The organism is Paenibacillus sp. FSL R7-0198 (assembly GCF_038000415.1).
In the GTDB taxonomy this organism is placed as follows: Bacteria; Bacillota; Bacilli; order Paenibacillales; family Paenibacillaceae; genus Paenibacillus.
Window position 1 is genome coordinate 459,176 of record NZ_JBBOCB010000001.1, and the last position, 16,150, is coordinate 475,325.

At 43.1% G+C, this 16,150-nt stretch carries 15 protein-coding genes; all 15 read left to right on the plus strand.

Going from position 1 to position 16,150, the window contains the following annotated elements; translation table 11 throughout:
• The first annotated feature begins 56 nt into the window (after positions 1-56).
• On the plus strand, positions 57-773 hold the full coding sequence (locus tag MKY87_RS01780) for a class I SAM-dependent methyltransferase (RefSeq protein ID WP_074095283.1): 717 nt from the start codon (positions 57-59) through the stop codon (positions 771-773).
• Between the two features lie 266 nt (positions 774-1,039).
• Positions 1,040-2,971, plus strand: a complete 1,932-nt coding sequence (locus MKY87_RS01785) for a fructose-1,6-bisphosphatase (protein ID WP_339783578.1) — start codon at positions 1,040-1,042, stop codon at positions 2,969-2,971.
• A gap of 191 nt (positions 2,972-3,162) precedes the next feature.
• Positions 3,163-3,936, plus strand: a complete 774-nt coding sequence (locus MKY87_RS01790) for an RCC1 domain-containing protein (RefSeq protein ID WP_340962649.1) — start codon at positions 3,163-3,165, stop codon at positions 3,934-3,936.
• 364 nt (positions 3,937-4,300) lie between these two features.
• Positions 4,301-5,518: a DNA polymerase IV gene (locus MKY87_RS01795; RefSeq protein ID WP_445669445.1), complete on the plus strand. Its 1,218-nt coding sequence runs from the start codon at positions 4,301-4,303 to the stop codon at positions 5,516-5,518.
• Positions 5,515-5,862, plus strand: a complete 348-nt coding sequence (locus MKY87_RS01800) for a YolD-like family protein (protein WP_091029881.1) — start codon at positions 5,515-5,517, stop codon at positions 5,860-5,862. Before MKY87_RS01795 ends, MKY87_RS01800 begins: the two co-directional genes overlap by 4 nt.
• Position 5,863: 1 nt before the next feature.
• Positions 5,864-6,232 (plus strand): hypothetical protein, encoded by a 369-nt coding sequence (locus tag MKY87_RS01805; protein WP_036613922.1) that lies wholly within the window; start codon positions 5,864-5,866, stop codon positions 6,230-6,232.
• Positions 6,233-6,689: 457 nt separating this feature from the next.
• Positions 6,690-7,610 carry a phosphate/phosphite/phosphonate ABC transporter substrate-binding protein gene (locus MKY87_RS01810; RefSeq protein ID WP_340962650.1) on the plus strand — a complete coding sequence of 307 codons (921 nt, stop codon included), beginning with the start codon at positions 6,690-6,692 and terminating at the stop codon, positions 7,608-7,610.
• Positions 7,611-7,640: 30 nt separating this feature from the next.
• Positions 7,641-8,408 (plus strand): phosphonate ABC transporter ATP-binding protein, encoded by a 768-nt coding sequence (gene phnC, locus MKY87_RS01815; protein ID WP_339783571.1) that lies wholly within the window; start codon positions 7,641-7,643, stop codon positions 8,406-8,408.
• 1 nt (position 8,409) lies between these two features.
• A complete protein-coding gene (gene phnE, locus MKY87_RS01820) occupies positions 8,410-9,201 on the plus strand; it encodes a phosphonate ABC transporter, permease protein PhnE (protein WP_338587004.1) in 792 nt (263 codons plus the stop codon).
• Positions 9,198-10,037, plus strand: coding sequence for a phosphonate ABC transporter, permease protein PhnE (phnE, locus tag MKY87_RS01825; protein ID WP_338587005.1), 840 nt, complete (start codon positions 9,198-9,200; stop codon positions 10,035-10,037). Before phnE (MKY87_RS01820) ends, phnE (MKY87_RS01825) begins: the two co-directional genes overlap by 4 nt.
• A 46-nt stretch (positions 10,038-10,083) precedes the next feature.
• The gene (locus MKY87_RS01830; protein WP_340962651.1) at positions 10,084-11,088 is read left to right on the plus strand and encodes a tyrosine-protein phosphatase; all 1,005 of its coding nucleotides are present in this window, start codon (positions 10,084-10,086) and stop codon (positions 11,086-11,088) included.
• 156 nt (positions 11,089-11,244) lie between these two features.
• A complete protein-coding gene (locus MKY87_RS01835; RefSeq protein ID WP_340962652.1) occupies positions 11,245-11,898 on the plus strand; it encodes a GntR family transcriptional regulator in 654 nt (217 codons plus the stop codon).
• Between the two features lie 448 nt (positions 11,899-12,346).
• Complete coding sequence (locus MKY87_RS01840) at positions 12,347-13,840, plus strand: spore germination protein (protein WP_340914447.1); 1,494 nt, start codon at positions 12,347-12,349, stop codon at positions 13,838-13,840.
• A 3-nt stretch (positions 13,841-13,843) separates the two neighbouring features.
• On the plus strand, positions 13,844-14,938 hold the full coding sequence (locus tag MKY87_RS01845) for a GerAB/ArcD/ProY family transporter (RefSeq protein ID WP_338587011.1): 1,095 nt from the start codon (positions 13,844-13,846) through the stop codon (positions 14,936-14,938).
• Positions 14,935-16,062 carry a Ger(x)C family spore germination protein gene (locus tag MKY87_RS01850; protein WP_339783560.1) on the plus strand — a complete coding sequence of 376 codons (1,128 nt, stop codon included), beginning with the start codon at positions 14,935-14,937 and terminating at the stop codon, positions 16,060-16,062. The genes MKY87_RS01845 and MKY87_RS01850 overlap by 4 nt, the downstream gene beginning before the upstream one ends.
• The last annotated feature ends 88 nt before the right edge of the window (positions 16,063-16,150 follow it).

A 16,150-nucleotide genomic window follows, 5' to 3' on the forward strand; every position in this document is an offset into this window, starting at 1 on the left:
GAGGCATCAAACTGTTGAGCACAGTAAACGCTGTTGAAAGTGGGGAGACATTATATATGATTCCATTAGTATATGACCAGATTAACCATTGGGGAAAAGATGATGAATTTTTCCTTGCATTGTTAAAGAGATTACAAGTAGAATCTATAGCTGATCTGGGCTGTGGAACAGGAAGATGGACTACTCATCTTGTTCAGTGCGGTTATAAAATTACCGCTATAGATCCCAATGAAGAAGCGATTGAAATGGCGAGAAGTAAAGATAATTCTGGAAATGTGAATTGGATTATAGGTGATAGTGCGGATTTACAAACCAATACCTATGATGCGGTAATCATGACAGCCAATGTTGCACAGGTATTTCTTACAGATGATAGTTGGAAGCGGGTAATCTCGGACGTATTCCGATCCCTAAAAAATGGGGGTCACTTTATTTTTGATACAAGAAACCCTTTGGTAAAAGTATGGGAAGAATGGGAGAAGGACAAAACTCCTGACTTAGCTAAAGATAGACTAAACGGAGATCCTTTAGAAATCTATACAGAATATGAAGGGTTTGAGGGAGATATTTACACTTTCTACGAAATGGTAAAAAATACAAAAACAGATGAAGTGTTAGTTCATGAAAAAATGCAGCTGAGGTTTCGAAATCAAGAAGAATTCGATGAGTCGCTGAAACAAATAGGTTTCTCAAAAATTGAAACATACGGTGATTGGGAGTTTAAAGAAGCAAATTCTGAGAATAGATCGTTTATTTTTCATTGTGTAAAATAGCAGTTAGTTAAAAAATGTCGAGGGACAAAGACATGATCCCATTGAAAGTCGCTATTTTAGCGGCTTTTTTATTTTTACAAACATTGTTTCGTTCAAAATCCATTCAATGAAATTTGTTCATATATGATTAACTGGAGTATGATGGGGGAAGGCGATGCTGATAATTACCATATAATCAATGCCAAGTATAGAGTAATTTTATGTAGGTCTAAAGCTTTTGGACCCGGCTATACAACACCATACTTCCTTGAAGGGGGACATCTGTTTTGGATGAGCAGTTTCTAGATTTATTGGCCGAGAAATATGATACGGAAGAAAAAATCATAACAGAGATCATCAACCTTGAAGCGATCTCCAATCTCCCGAAGGGAACCGAGCATTTTGTCAGTGATTTGCATGGGGAGTTCCAGGCTTTTCAGCATGTACTAAGAAACGGTTCGGGTACCGTCAAAGAGAAAATCAAAGAATTATTCCGGAAGGTTTGGACGGATCAAGAAATCAATGATTTTGCGGCGTTGGTTTATTACCCGGAAGAAAAAATACAGCTGGTTATAGGGGAACTGAGCAATAAACAGGCTTTGAACCAGTGGTATAGACTAACGATTGAACACATGCTTAAGCTTATTTCTTATGCCTCTTCCAAGTATACACGCTCAAAATTGCGTAAAGCTCTGCCGGAGCAATATGTATATATTGTAGAAGAGCTTTTATACAAGACGGATTCGACCAACAATAAGGATCCTTATTACGAGGAAATATATCGGCAAATTATATCCTTGGGCCAGGCGGACAATCTCATTATCGGCCTTGCTTATACGACTCAACGCCTGGTGGTTGACCATCTTCATGTGGTTGGAGATATCTATGACCGGGGGCCGTACCCCGATAAAATTATGGATACACTGATCAACTACCATTCTGTAGACATTCAGTGGGGTAACCATGATGTCCTCTGGATCGGAGCCTACGCGGGTTCTCTGGCCTGCCTTGCGAATATTATTCGGATCTGCGCCAGATACGACAATCTGGATATCATCGAAGATGTATACGGAATCAATCTGCGCCCACTGCTAAACCTGGCGGAGAAATACTATGAGGACAATCCATCTTTCAGACCTAAGCTACAGGCTGGTCATAACCTAACGGAGCAGGAAATTCTGCAGATCACGAAAATTCACCAAGCCATTGCCATGATTCAGTTTAAACTTGAAATCCCGATTATCAAGAGACGCCCATACTTTAATATGTCTGAAAGACTTTTGCTGGAGCAGATTGATTACGACAAAAATGAAATCAACATCTGCGGTAAAACATACCTGCTGGAAAACACCTGTTTTGCAACCATAAATCCGCAGAAGCCTGAACAATTGCTGGAGGAAGAACGCCAGGTGATGGAAAAGCTGCTGTTTTCCGTTCAGCATTCCGAAAAGATGGCCAGACATATGAATTTTCTTATGAAAAAGGGTAGCCTTTATTTAAAATACAACGGGAATTTGTTAATCCACGGCTGTATTCCTTTGGATGAAGAAGGAAATATGGAAGAAATGCAGATTGAAGACAAGACATATGCCGGCCGTCAATTGCTTGATGTTTTTGAGGATTATTTACGTTACGCCTTTGCACATCCGGAAGAGACAGAAGATCTGGCGACGGATATGGTATGGTACATCTGGACAGGGGAATGTTCCTCGCTCTTTGGAAAGAGAGAAATGACCACTTTTGAACGGTACTTTATCCAAGATAAAGAAGCACATAAGGAGAGAAAGAACCCTTACTACCATTTACGTGAAAATGAAGAGATCACTCGAAAAATTTTGCAGGAGTTTGATTTGAATCCAGATCATGGACATGTCATTAACGGTCATACGCCAGTCAAAGAAAGTCGTGGAGAGAGCCCTGTTAAAGCAAACGGAAAAATGATCGTGATTGATGGCGGTTTTTCCAAAGCCTATCAGTCCACAACGGGCATTGCCGGATATACCTTGCTGTACAATTCTTTTGGCATGCAGCTCGTCGCCCATCAGAAATTTAATTCAAAAGAAGATGTGTTATGTAACGGAACAGACGTGTTATCTCTAAAAAGATTGGTGGACAAAGAACTGGAGCGGAAGCTGGTGAGGGAAACCAATGTCGGGGAGAAGCTGCTGCGGAAAATCTCAAACTTGAAGGATCTATTAGAATATCGCTACATGAAATGAAACGATTGCTAAAAATACACACCTTGATCAACCGTTTGAGTGCATTTGAAGTAAACGCTCGTATTGGGCAGGGAAGTAAGAATCCCCTGCCTGTGCGAGCCTTTCTTTTGTTAAAGTGCGATTTAACAACAAACTTTATGACTTACAGTTGAACTAAACGAGGATTTTCAATTGGCGGAGAGGAGGAAGATATGGGCTACAATTCACGGAAGGAAGCAGTGTTTGAGACGAAACGGTTCCGTAACTGTACCATAGCGGCCGGTCGTCGTCATACCGTTGCTCTTAAATCTGACGGAACAGTAATAGCTGTGGGTGATAATAAATATGGTCAATGTAAGGTAAGCGATTGGGGCGATATCGTCGCAGTTGCAGCGGGTAATGTTCATATGGCTACGAATACCGGTAATGCCCATACCGTTGGTCTTAAATCTGATGGGACTGTAACAGCTATAGGTTGGAATAAGCATGACCAATGTAATGTAAGCGAATGGCGCGATATTGTAACCGTTTCGGCAGGTTGGTGCCATACGGTTGGGGTTAAATCAGATGGCACCGTGGTTGCGGTGGGGCGAAATAATGAAGGGGAATGCAACGTGAGCAGCTGGCATGATATTTTATCGGTCACGACGGGTGACTGGCATACAGTCGGTCTAAAAATAGACGGAACGGTAACAGCCGTTGGTAACAATAAGTATAACCAATGTAGCGTAAACGACTGGGGCGACATATTAGCTGTTTCGGCGGGGTATCTGCATACTGTTGGGCTTAGATGGGATGGCACGGTAGTCGCTGTGGGTAGAAATAATGAAGGTGAATGCGACGTAAGCGGTTGGCGCGATATTGTAGCAGTTGCAGCGGGGAGTTATCATACCGTTGGTCTTAAGTCTGACGGGACGATGGTTGCTGTGGGTGATAATGATTATGGACAATGTGATGTAAGTGGATGGAGTAGCATCCAACAATAAAATACTAAGAAAGCAGCAGCTGATGTCGACTGCTTTTATTATTTTTCTCGGGACAAGAACATGGTCCAATTAAAGTCGCTAATTTAGCGGCTTTTTGTGTATTGGCTTTTAAATAGCATCCTTAATTACATATTCAAGTATTTTCGCATTTAAGTCAGGAGAATGAAAACTGTGGTTACAGGTGGGAGTTCAACTAATGGAGAAGCTGGTGTGTCTTAGTATGATTTGAATCCATCACTTCGTCGTATGCCTAATATAAATATTTACCTCTTGCATAAAGAACGTACGTTCGGTTTATAATATACAAACATACGTTCTTAAATGTACAGGAGTGATTTCAGTGTTGACTAAGCAACGAACCATTATGCTCATTGATATGCAGAGCTTTTATGCTTCAGTTGAAAAGGCAAAAATGCCTCAATACAAAAATAGACCATTAGCTGTCGCTGGAGACCCCGCAAGACGTTCTGGAATTATTCTTGCCGCTTGTCCACTAGCCAAAGCGAAGGGTGTATCTACCGCGGAACCACTTTGGCAGTCTCTTCAGAAGTGCCCTGAACTGATCATTGTGAGACCACACATGCAAGAATACATCGAAGTATCCACTCAAATCATGTCCATTATTGAGGAGTTCACCGATCTGGTCGAACCGTACAGTATAGACGAATTATTCGCTGATTTTACAGGGTCCATGCATCTATTCGGTAATGATCCAGTCGATTTGGCCAAGCAAATTCAAGACAAAATCTATAATGAAACAGGCGTTTACGCGAGAGCTGGCATTGGTGAAAACAAAATCATCAGTAAATTGTGCTGCGATATGATCGCTAAAAAAGCAGAGGGGGGCATTTTCCATCTAAAGAAAGAGGAGTTACACCTCCATATTGGAGATAAGCCCATCCGTGATATGTGGGGAATTGGCTCAAGAATGGAAAAACATCTGTGGAAGATGGGCATCCGAACCATTAGAGACCTGGCGAATACGCCTCTTTCCAAATTAAGAAGTAAGTGGGGTGTTAATGGAGAAGTCATCTGGCGAGTTGCAAATGGACTCGACAATTCACCGGTAACCGTCAACACACACAGTACACAAAAGGATATCGGAAACGGAATGACCCTGCCTAGAGATTTCATAGAGGCTTGGGAGATCGAAGTAGTTATCCTCGATATCTGTACAGAAGTGTGCAGAAGAGCCCGTAAAAAGGGACTGATGGGTAGCGTCATATCCGTAAGTGTGTCTGGAGCGGATTTTGACCACCCCACTGGTTTTCACAGACAGGTTAAACTGTCTGATCCTACAAACATAACCGTTGATGTATGCAAGATAGCCAAACGCATATTTCATCAACACTGGGATGGGCAACCTGTGCGCCGTGTAGGCGTATCCCTGTCTCAATTATCCAACGCGGATACATATCAACTATCTTTTTTTGATGATCAAGAGCAGAAACGGGCCATTGATCAGGTGATGGACGACATTAAGGATCGATTTGGCGACATTGCCATTCTACGAGCGAGCTCCATTACGGCTGCGGGTCAAGCGATCGATCGAGCATCTAAAATTGGGGGGCATTATAAATGAGCAAAAAACTGGAGGCCAATGGATTATGGGAATCGAGCCGCATGATGCTTCCACAACATAAAGAACGAATTATACAGCATCGTACTCAAATTCATTATCAAGCGAAACCACTGATCCATGAAGATGAGTGGGAGATTATTACTCAGAATATAGATATGTCGCTCAATTATACATTGCAAGCTACCTTTGAAATATTTACTGAGTCAGGCAATCGGTATATACATGGGATCGTCACTTCAGTCAGTACCTTTGGAAAGAAAATCAAAATTGAAATGGAGAATGGATTTGAATGGGTCGATTTTGATCAATTGGTCGCTGTAAAACTTGAAGAAGGAGGCGTGTAAAGTGCGACAGACTTTCGAGGAACTTTCACTCGTGAAGAGGGTGGTAGAGCTCCCTTATCTTTTAGGTGCTCTGGAGGTAGATAAGCATAAAATATACGCTTCAAACTTTAAGATGAAATCTGTGTATGTTGACTACTTGGACGGTACCCAAAAGAAAATTGCTTTAGAAATGTACAAATCGAAACAAAGGCTAAAGGAACATCATATTAAAATCATAGATGAAGTGAGATCCGAACTGAGTTTAACGGTAGATTATTCGGTGAGAGGTTACATTCATAAAATGACATTATTATGGAGCAAAGTGAAAGTGGATGTAACCTTAATGCTAACCGAACATATGAACGTTGATATTACTGAATTGCCCACATGAACATGGAGTTCAAGCAGAATAAGGTATATAACCACATCCGGTGGATATAATGCATTTAAAACCATTGTTTTCTTCTCCCAAATGGGTAAACCGACCTTTGAAGTTGAAGGGTCGGTATTTTTTGTCTCTATGTCATAGAAAATATATGTTGAGTTTCTGAAAAGTCTGTAGATGAAAATAAAGAATAAAATAAATAAAAATCTGTCGGCGAAGAGCAAGAACATATTCCCTTTGAAGTCGCTATATTAGCGGCTTTTTTGTTTATCGATACAAGTTTCGTGTCCCGAGCCAAGGAGAAAAACTTGTACCGATTGCCGAAACTGACAAAACATAGTCCGATAAATGTTTTACAAATTCGGTGATTCACCAAATCACTCTTCTTACATTCAACTTGTATCCTACTTGTGTACCAGATAATCCGGTATGGAAGCAACCAAATTTCAGGAGGGTATACATTGTGAAAAATAGTAAACGTAACGGTTATCAAAGCTTGATCCTCTCGCTTGTATTTATGCTTGTCATCCTGTCTGGATGCGGGGCATCAGCAAGTTCAAGTTCCAGTGAAGGCGGAATGCCAGAAGTAATCCGAATCGGTATTATGCCAAGCGAAGAGGGCGAGATGAACCGTTCTCAGGAACAGCTTGCAAAAGACATTACTGAAGCAACCGGCATTCCTGCGGAAATTTTTGTAGCAGAAGATTATAACATGGTTATCGAAGCCCTGCGTGCAGGCAAAATTGAAGTTGGACTGATCGGGCCGTTTGGTTACATCATCGCTACGGAAAGAGCCAATGCCCAACTGCTTGTCCGTTCCGAAAGTGATCAACAATCGAATACGGTAATCCTTGTCCGTAACGACTCCCCATATCAAAGTGTAGAAGACCTTAAAGGAAAAGACTTTTTGTTTGCCGATCCGGCATCAACATCAGGCAATCTGTACCCACGTGCCACATTAATGAAAGAACTTGGTCTTTCCAATAAGGAACTGGATTCCTTTTTCGGCAGTGTAGCGTTCTCCGGTGGACATGACAAATCACTGCTTGCACTGGCAAACGGTAATGCAGATGGGATTGGGACGTCAAGTCTCATGGTGCCGATGATGGCAGAATCAGGACTTATTAAAGAGGAAGATTTCCGCGTGATTGCCGAATCCGATCCGATCGTCGGTGGAGCTCCACTGCTTTATCGTCAAGATTTGCCAGAGGAATTGGTTACACAGCTACGTGATCTTATGCTGGATTACGATACGAAAAATCCTAAATTCCTGGAAAGTGTCGGCGCAGCCCGTTTTGTAGAAGGCAGTGACAGTGACTTTGATCCAATCCGGGAAGTCGCCAAAGCACTGGATATGTCCCCTGAGGAACTGCTGAAGAAGTAGAATTCAAACTTGAGAGAAGGAGGAATTAAAATGACACTTTTACAGGTGGAAGGGTTGTCCAAGGTATATCCTGACGGAACAAAAGCACTTGATAACTTAAACCTAACAATTAATGCTGGAGAATTCGTTGTTGTCATTGGACCGAGCGGAGCCGGGAAAAGCACATTGCTGCGCAGCCTGAACCGAATGATCGAGCCGACAAACGGAAAGATTCAGTTTAAAGGCAATGAAACTATGGGCATCAAGGGTAAAAAGCTCCGTGAACTTCGCCGCCATATGGGCATGATCTTTCAGGGATATAACCTGGTCACCCGTGTGTCCGTTCTTAATAACGTGCTGCATGGACGATTAGGCTACATGAATCCGCTGAAAGGGGCACTGGGTCTTTACTCAAAAGCAGATACAGAAGCCGCCAAGCTTATGCTTCATCGTGTTGGTTTACATGAGCAGATGTATAAGAGGGCAGATGAACTCAGTGGAGGTCAGCAGCAGAGAGTGGGTATTGCACGTGCACTTTCTCAAAAGCCGGACCTGATATTAGCAGATGAACCCATAGCCAGTCTCGACCCTGCTTCCTCTGAGACGATTATGCATTATTTATATACGATCTGCAAAGAGGAAGGCATTGCCTGCCTGTGCAATCTGCATCAGGTAGATATCGCGAAGAAATACGCAACCCGTATCATCGGTATCCATAAAGGGTCCAAGGTGTTTGACGGGACACCGGATGAACTGACGGAAGATATGATCCGTCTCATTTACAACCAGACCAATCCCAAAGTGAAGGAGACAGCCTGACATGAATGCGGCTCAGTTACAATCTGCCCGAAAAATGAAACGTACACAGACGATATTGTTTTTTATCGTGCTGTTGGCTCTCATTATCTGGTCTTCCATCGGCGCAGAGTTTTCATTTGGAGCTTTGTTGGCAGGGGTAGGAGAGAGCTTCCGATTTATCTTTTTTGATTTTCTTCCACCTGATTTATCTTCACTTTCCCAACTCATTGAACCTGCCATGCAGACCCTTTATATGAGTGTGGTGGCGATGGTCATCGGGTCGGTTGTAGCAGGGATGTTATCCTTTTTAGCCGCGGCCACGACAAGCCCTCACCCTTACCTTCAGGTATTTGTTCGTGCGGCTACATCGCTGTTTCGTAACATTCCGGTAATTATCTGGACGATTCTGCTTGTTGCAGCGTTTGGACTGGGGGCTGTAGTCGGTACGATGTCGCTGATCCTGATCTCAATTGGTATGTTAACTCGTTCCTTTGCCGAGGTGCTTGAAGAAATTGACATGGGACAGGTAGAAGCGGTTCGAGCTGCTGGCGGGAGTTATTTACAAGTGTTGTCCCAAGCCGTGTTTCCACAATTCTTACCCGGGTTTATCGGTTGGAGCCTGTACAACTTCGAAATCAACGTACGCGCTTCTACAATTGTAGGGATGGTTGGAGGCGGTGGTCTCGGATTTATTTTGCAATCCAAATTGAAGTTGTTTCAGTACCAGGAAGCCAGCATGGCCGTGTTGCTTGTGCTCGTTATCGTTCTTGTTGTGGAAATGATCACCAATCGCGTAAGGGAGCGAATCATATGAGTATGCGAATGAACGAAGCGAAGCCATCTTTTACGCTGTATACTTCCATACCAGAGCCACCCAAGCCAAAAAGAAACAAGCTGTTCGTGATCGGTCTGCCGCTTATTGCTGTGCTTTTTGTGTTCAGTCTCGTTCAGCTGCAGTTCGACTATTCTAAGATGGCCCAAGGCTTTACGAAACTCGGCGGTTACATGGGAACCATGTTTCCACCTGATTTCTCGGCCTGGCGCCATGTCCTGCTCGCTGCTGTAGAATCATTGCAAGTTGCCATTCTTGGATCGGTGCTGGGTATCGTCGTAGCGTTCTTTCTCTCCTTTTTGGCTGCAAGCAATTTGACGCCTCATCGGTTCGTCGCTTGGATCATTCGAAGCGCCGCTTCCTTGCTTCGTGCGATTCCCACAATCGTGTGGGCCCTTATCTTTATCGTATCTGTTGGTCTTGGACCGCTTCCCGGAGTGCTTGCGATTGCTGTCTCTGCCGCAGGCATGCTTGTCAAAGTATTTGCCCAGTCACTGGAGGAAATCGACAAGGGGGTACTCGAAGCGATGCAGTCTACGGGTGCCAGCTGGCTGCAGATTGTCATGCAAGGTATTTTGCCTACCGTGAAGACAGCCTTTATTGCCTGGTGCGTGCTGCAGCTGGAAGGCGGTATTGCCGAATCCACTATTCTCGGTGCGGTTGGCGCGGGAGGTATTGGATATGAGATGACTCATGCCATGAAATCCTATAACTTTGCGGCTGCTTTGTTTGTCGGATTGGTCGTTTTCGTCATGGTATTCAGCGTGGAGTTCGTGGCAAACCGATACAAAATGAAGCTAAAAACACGTCAAAACTAATTCATTCATATTCATAACAATGAATATCACTTGAGGAGGAATATCAATGTCAACATCTAATTCACTTTTGAAACAAGGCCCTCAGGTACAGGCTAGGTATAGCGATAATAACGGGATTACGTTAGCCTGGAATATGGAAGAGAACATAGAGGCGGAGGCAGTTTACCACTCTGTTCTACCGGAATTGATTGAATCCAACAGCACACTGCTTGATGTACAAATCGACCCGGCAGGAGCAGTATTTACGAGAACGGTGTCTCCAGGCCGAAACTATTATCATGTGAAGTTCACGAATGGGTCGATATCAACCATTAACGATCGCATGATTTACACCGATGGAGTAATTAATTTCCGTGATATGGGCGGTTATCTCACAGAAGATGGTCGTACGACTCGATGGGGAATGCTGCTGCGGTCTGCTGATCTGCATGAGCTTAGTGAGCAGGACCTGCATACGGCCACTGCGCTCGGTATTGACTGGATATGTGATCTGCGCAGTGATTTTGAAGTAGCTAGCCGTCCAAGCCCAGCCATTGGCCATGCGATCAACACGAATATTCCCTTTATGGCGGAAGCAAGTCCTGAGGAAATGCAGAAGATCGGACATGATCTGCATGCAGGCTACAAAGCGATGATCTTAAATACGGACAAATGTGCACTTATCCTAAATGAACTATTAAAAGAAGAGCGGGACACCTCCTTGTTCCACTGTGCAGCCGGGAAAGACCGGACCGGAGTCGTATGTGCAGTGATCCTTCTCACCTTAGGTGTGCCGCGAGATGTAGTTATTGAAGACTACGAACTGACGAATCTCGCGGTAGACGGACTCATGCAGCGCTTCCTCTCCGGAAGCAACAAGGATTATCAAAAATACATGGATCAAATGCCTGAATTTAAGGGAGTGATTCCGGAAATGATGAAAGCGGCCTTTATCCAAACGGCACTTGAAGCAATCGAAGAGAACTACGGTTCTTTTGATCAGTATCTTAATGAGGGACTAGGCATTAGTGCCGAGCAAAGGACAGCTCTTCAAAACAAATATCTGGTTTAAACAAATGGAGTCCAGAAACTGGGATACAGTGTTGGACTCCTTCTTGTCTTAGACTGGTTGCGTAACTTCTCCTAAGACTGGTAATATAGGATGAAATGTGTAGATCTCATTAAAATTCAAATGAAGTCCTCATCAATGAGAGAAAGGGATTATGATATGAACAAAATATCGCTTGTCGATACAGCATACATGATGCTTCGTGAGCGAATGGTTTGCGGTGAATTAATGCCCGAAACCCTGCTTTCAGAGAACGAATTGGCGGAGGAGTATCAGATGAGCCGTACACCAATCCGTCATGCCATTGCTCGCCTTGAATCAGAAGGTTATGTGACTTCTCTCAAAAATCGTGGTGTATTGGTCAAGGATGTAGGGGGTAAGGAATTTCTTGATCTGATTGAACAGATTCAATCCATGCTTTTTTACTCTTTCGAAATGATGAAAAATCCGAACCGAGAGATCTACTTAAATCTTGAATCACTTGCAGCTCATGTTGAGGTCCAGCGGACCGCCGAGAAAAGGAATGACTATGCCTTATACACCGAACATCATTTTCTTTTCATGCGGGAGATCGTTGAATCCTTGAACAATGGTGTAATGCTGAACACATTTGACTCCTTTCGGGATAAACTTTACATGTATTCCATCGTCCGCTTCAAGCGAACTCCGCATATCAAACACTACAGTGCGATTGGAATTAATCGGGATACGCTGCACGCTTTATCCAGAAATGATTATAAGGCAGCTCAAGAGGTTGTGTTATCCCTCATTCCTATAACCAGAGAACGCATGCTTGTTACAGGGCAATTTTAATTTTGAAGTTAGTGGGTTGAGTGCTAACGTCAATTATGATGAACCAAAAAGCGGCTGCCTTAACGGGCAGCTTATTTTGTAGGGGCGGACGGTATGGACGCCAATCTTTTTAAAAGCGTCACACGATTACCCATTATTTTGTACATATAACAACCAAAGTCTTTCCTAATGGATCGGCTTTTTTTTCAAAGCACTTCTAAATACAGAACTCTTAGAGAGTTTTAAGGAGCAGCCCGCGCGGGCTGCTTTCTTGTATGTGTACTTATGACTAATGCAGAAGTGCAGGAAGGGAGTACGACGATATCTTTACTCCTATGATGATGTAACTGTTTTTCGGAAACGGAATGATTGCACGTAAATACCTTTCGAATGAACAACCCGCGATGTATATCAAGGAGAATAATCGTCATAATAAGGAAATGTTGCTGGAAGAAGGGAGGTAAGAGTAGTGGATGAACAATCTGCCACGAATACAAAAGAGGAGAATATCACCAAAAGTTTGAACGAATCCTTGGGTAGAATTGAAGAAATCTTTACGAATACCCCCGACTTAATCATCCGAAAGTTGTGTATAAAACAGACCGGAGAACCAGCCGCCATAATCTATATGGAAGAATTGACAGATAAAGCATCACTTAATCAGAATGTCCTTGCTCCGCTTCAACTAGAAACCGGAAATCCCTCCGGAGATTTCATTACAACTGTGGGTTATGTCAAACCTCACTCCACGTGGGAAGAGCTGAGACTTTCCATTATACTCGGCTACAGCGTGTTATTCATTGAAGGAAGAAGTACTGCATACGCATTGGATACAAAAGGATTCCCGCAACGCGCTATTGAGGATCCTCAGCAAGAGCCCTCACTGAAAGGAGCTCATCAAGGATTTATAGAGACAGGTTCTCAAAATATTGCCATGATCCGTCGTTATATTGCGGACAAAGAGTTAAAGGTGAAGCGGTATATTGTTGGGCAGCGGGGACAAACGCCAGTATCTTTGCTTTATTTGGAAGATGTGACCCAACCGGACATCATTAAAGCGCTGGAAGAACGGATTCAATCCATTGACGTGGATGCCATCATTAACACCGGAGAATTGGCTGAATTTATTGAGGACCAACCGCTTGCGTTGCTTCCCCAAATGATTACGACAGAGAGACCGGATACGGCTGCTTCTCAAATACTGCAGGGGCGTTGTGTCATTGTAGTGGATGGTTCGCCAAGTGTTCTGGTTGCGCCGGCTACGTTCATGTCTTTTTTTCAAACGGTTGATGATTACAGTTCCCGATGGTCCATATCGTCATTCCTCAGAATATTGCGCATTTTTGCCTTTTTCATCGCTATTTTTTTGCCTGGATTTTTTATAGCCGTCATTTCGTTTCATTTTGAGATTATACCATTGAAGCTGTTATTAACGCTTGGTGAGTCAAGGGGGCAAGTTCCATTCCCACCATTTGTTGAAGCGATCATTATGGAAATTACACTTGAGATGTTAAGGGAAGCGGGAGTTCGTCTTCCAGCTCCAGTAGGACAAACCGTAGGAATCGTTGGTGGTATTGTCATTGGACAGGCAGTTGTGCAGGCAGGATTAATCAGCAATGTAATGGTTATCGTGGTGGCTTTTACAGCTATTTCATCTTTTATTATTCCCAATCAAGACATGATGGCAGCTGTACGAATTATGCGGTTCATGATGATGATACTAGCTAGCTGGTTCGGATTTGTAGGACTTGTCATTGGCATGATGAGCTTCATCATCCGGCTAATAACATTAAACTCGCTCGGTAATTCCTATAGCACACCTATAGCACCATTTCGGGCCATGGATTGGAAGGATACCTTACTGCGGGTGCCTTTGTGGATGATGAACAACCGCCCTGTAAGCACGAAATCCCGCCAGTCGATAAGGCAGGGAAAAAGCAGAGGATGGAAGGAGAAGAAATAAACCATGAAGTCATTACGCCCGGTAACGATGCTTCAATTCATTCTTATTATTTCTTCTTTCCAAATCAGTGTTGCTTTTTTGTCTATTCCCAGAGAGCTGGCGAGGCATGCGGGAACAGATGGCTGGATGGTCATTTTCTTAGGCTGGGGGCTGGCCACGATATCCTCTGTAGTAATCGTCAAGCTGATGAAACATAGTCCAGACAGTTCAATACTCGAATTGATTCAGCGTTATACTGGCGTGTGGGCAGCAAAAGTAGCTGCTTTTATATTTATGATCTATTATTTGCTTCTGGCATATGACGGTTACATGATCGCTTCACTCGTTATTAAATTATGGTTATTGCCAAGCACGTATATCTATATTCTAGTTCTGCTGCTGCTCATCCCCACATTCCAGATTGCGCAACATGGTTTTCAGGCAATCGGGCGGTACAGCGAAATAGTCACAATGCTCTCCATATGGATTCCGTTCATTTATATATCTACACTGAGTAATGCCCATTGGCTCTATTTACTGCCCATCTTAAAAGAGGGATGGCTTCCGATTCTTTCATCCGTAAAATTTATGATCTATCCGATGCTTGGCATCGGCCTGGTTTTGTTTCTCTATCCCCAACTAGTCAACAAAGAAAAAGCATTACCTGCCATGATCATCTCCAACACGCTTACTTGCATCGTTTACTTGGGAATCACCCTGATTTGTTACGTGTACTTTAGTCCTGATGAGATCGGGGAGTATAACGACCCCGTGATTAGCATTATGAAGTCCGTTGAATTTCAGTTTATTGAGCGGGTGGAAGTGGTATTCATCGCTTTTTATCTGTTCGTGTTTTCTTGCATATGGATTCCCTCCATGTATATTGTCTCGAGATGCTCCGCGTCGCTGGTAGGAAAAGGTCAGGAAAGATACCACCTTGCCGTGTGGTGTATTGTCATTGAAATTAGCTTTCTCCTCTATCGGCCCAGCTTTATCAAATCTACTCAAATAAACTACGCACTCAATTATATTGGTTTTATGATGGAGTTTGCTCTGCCTGCGGGTATTCTTCTATATGTAGCGATCCGCAAAAAGATGGGTGGGGGGCAACGCACATGAGATGGGTCGGAAAATTCATTATCTCGGTTGTTTCCTGCATTTTATTGGTTGCGCTCGCAGGTTGCGCCAGTGACAAAACCAATTTGGAAGATGCAACGGTTCCTTTGGCTCTTGGGTTGGATGTCAAAGATAAAAAGCTCCATTATTATATATCTGCCCCTGTATTCAGTAAAGACATTCAAAAGAAAAGCCGTGAAGGGGGAGGAATAGCAGAAGGTTTAAGACAGTCGAGAAATCAGCAGGATGCCCAATTTCCCGGTTCGCTTGCGGGACGTAATTTTCAAGTCATCATTGTAGGGAAACAATTGCTTCAATATAAGGATTGGTTTAAAGTACTTGATGTCATGTTTCGCGATCCTCGCAATACGATTACCGACCGCATCATTGCTTTTGATGGTCCTATGGAGGATATTTTTAATTTTCAAGCCAAAGATCAACCACCGTTACCTTTATTTATGAAAGCGATTGTCGATTCAGGAAGCAGAAGTTCAGCTACTGTAAAAACAACCGCGCAGGAGCTACATAGACAATTGTATGATCGAGCGATGACGCCTTCCATCTCGGAAATCAAGATCGAAAATAATAAAATCATGCTAAAAGGAACAACTCTTTTATCCCGAAAAGGGGATTACAGAACTTCGCTGACCTATCAGGAGACGTCACTTCTTCACATTCTGAAAAATGAAGCTAAACCAGGGGTCAGTCTCACTTTTTCTGTTGATGATTTACAACAAACCATGCCATTTAACATCGACAAAGTGAGTTTTTCTTTAGGTGACATTTCGGTGAAAACGAAATCCTCTTATGAAAATGGCAGATTTCAATTCAACATTAAAGTGAAGTCAATCGTCAGCATAACTGAAAAGTTTCTTGAATTTGAACTTCTGGAAAATTCCGAGGAAATGGCAAATAAATTAAGCAAGGAAATGAAAAAAAACATGGAGGCGCTTATTAAAAAGTGCCAAAATTATAATATCGATCCTTTCGGGTATGGTTTTTATGCCAGGGCATATCAGTATCCCTTATACAAGGAAGCACAGGCCGACTGGGGGAAAGAACTATCCCGAGCACATTTTGATTTGGAAGTTGATCTTCGAATCGGCTCCACTGGAGCAGTAGAATAATCGAGTATCCGGACATTAAAATTTGGGACTAGAACACTAGTTTAATCTTTCACGACACAAAACAACCGTTCTTGAAACGGTTGTTTTG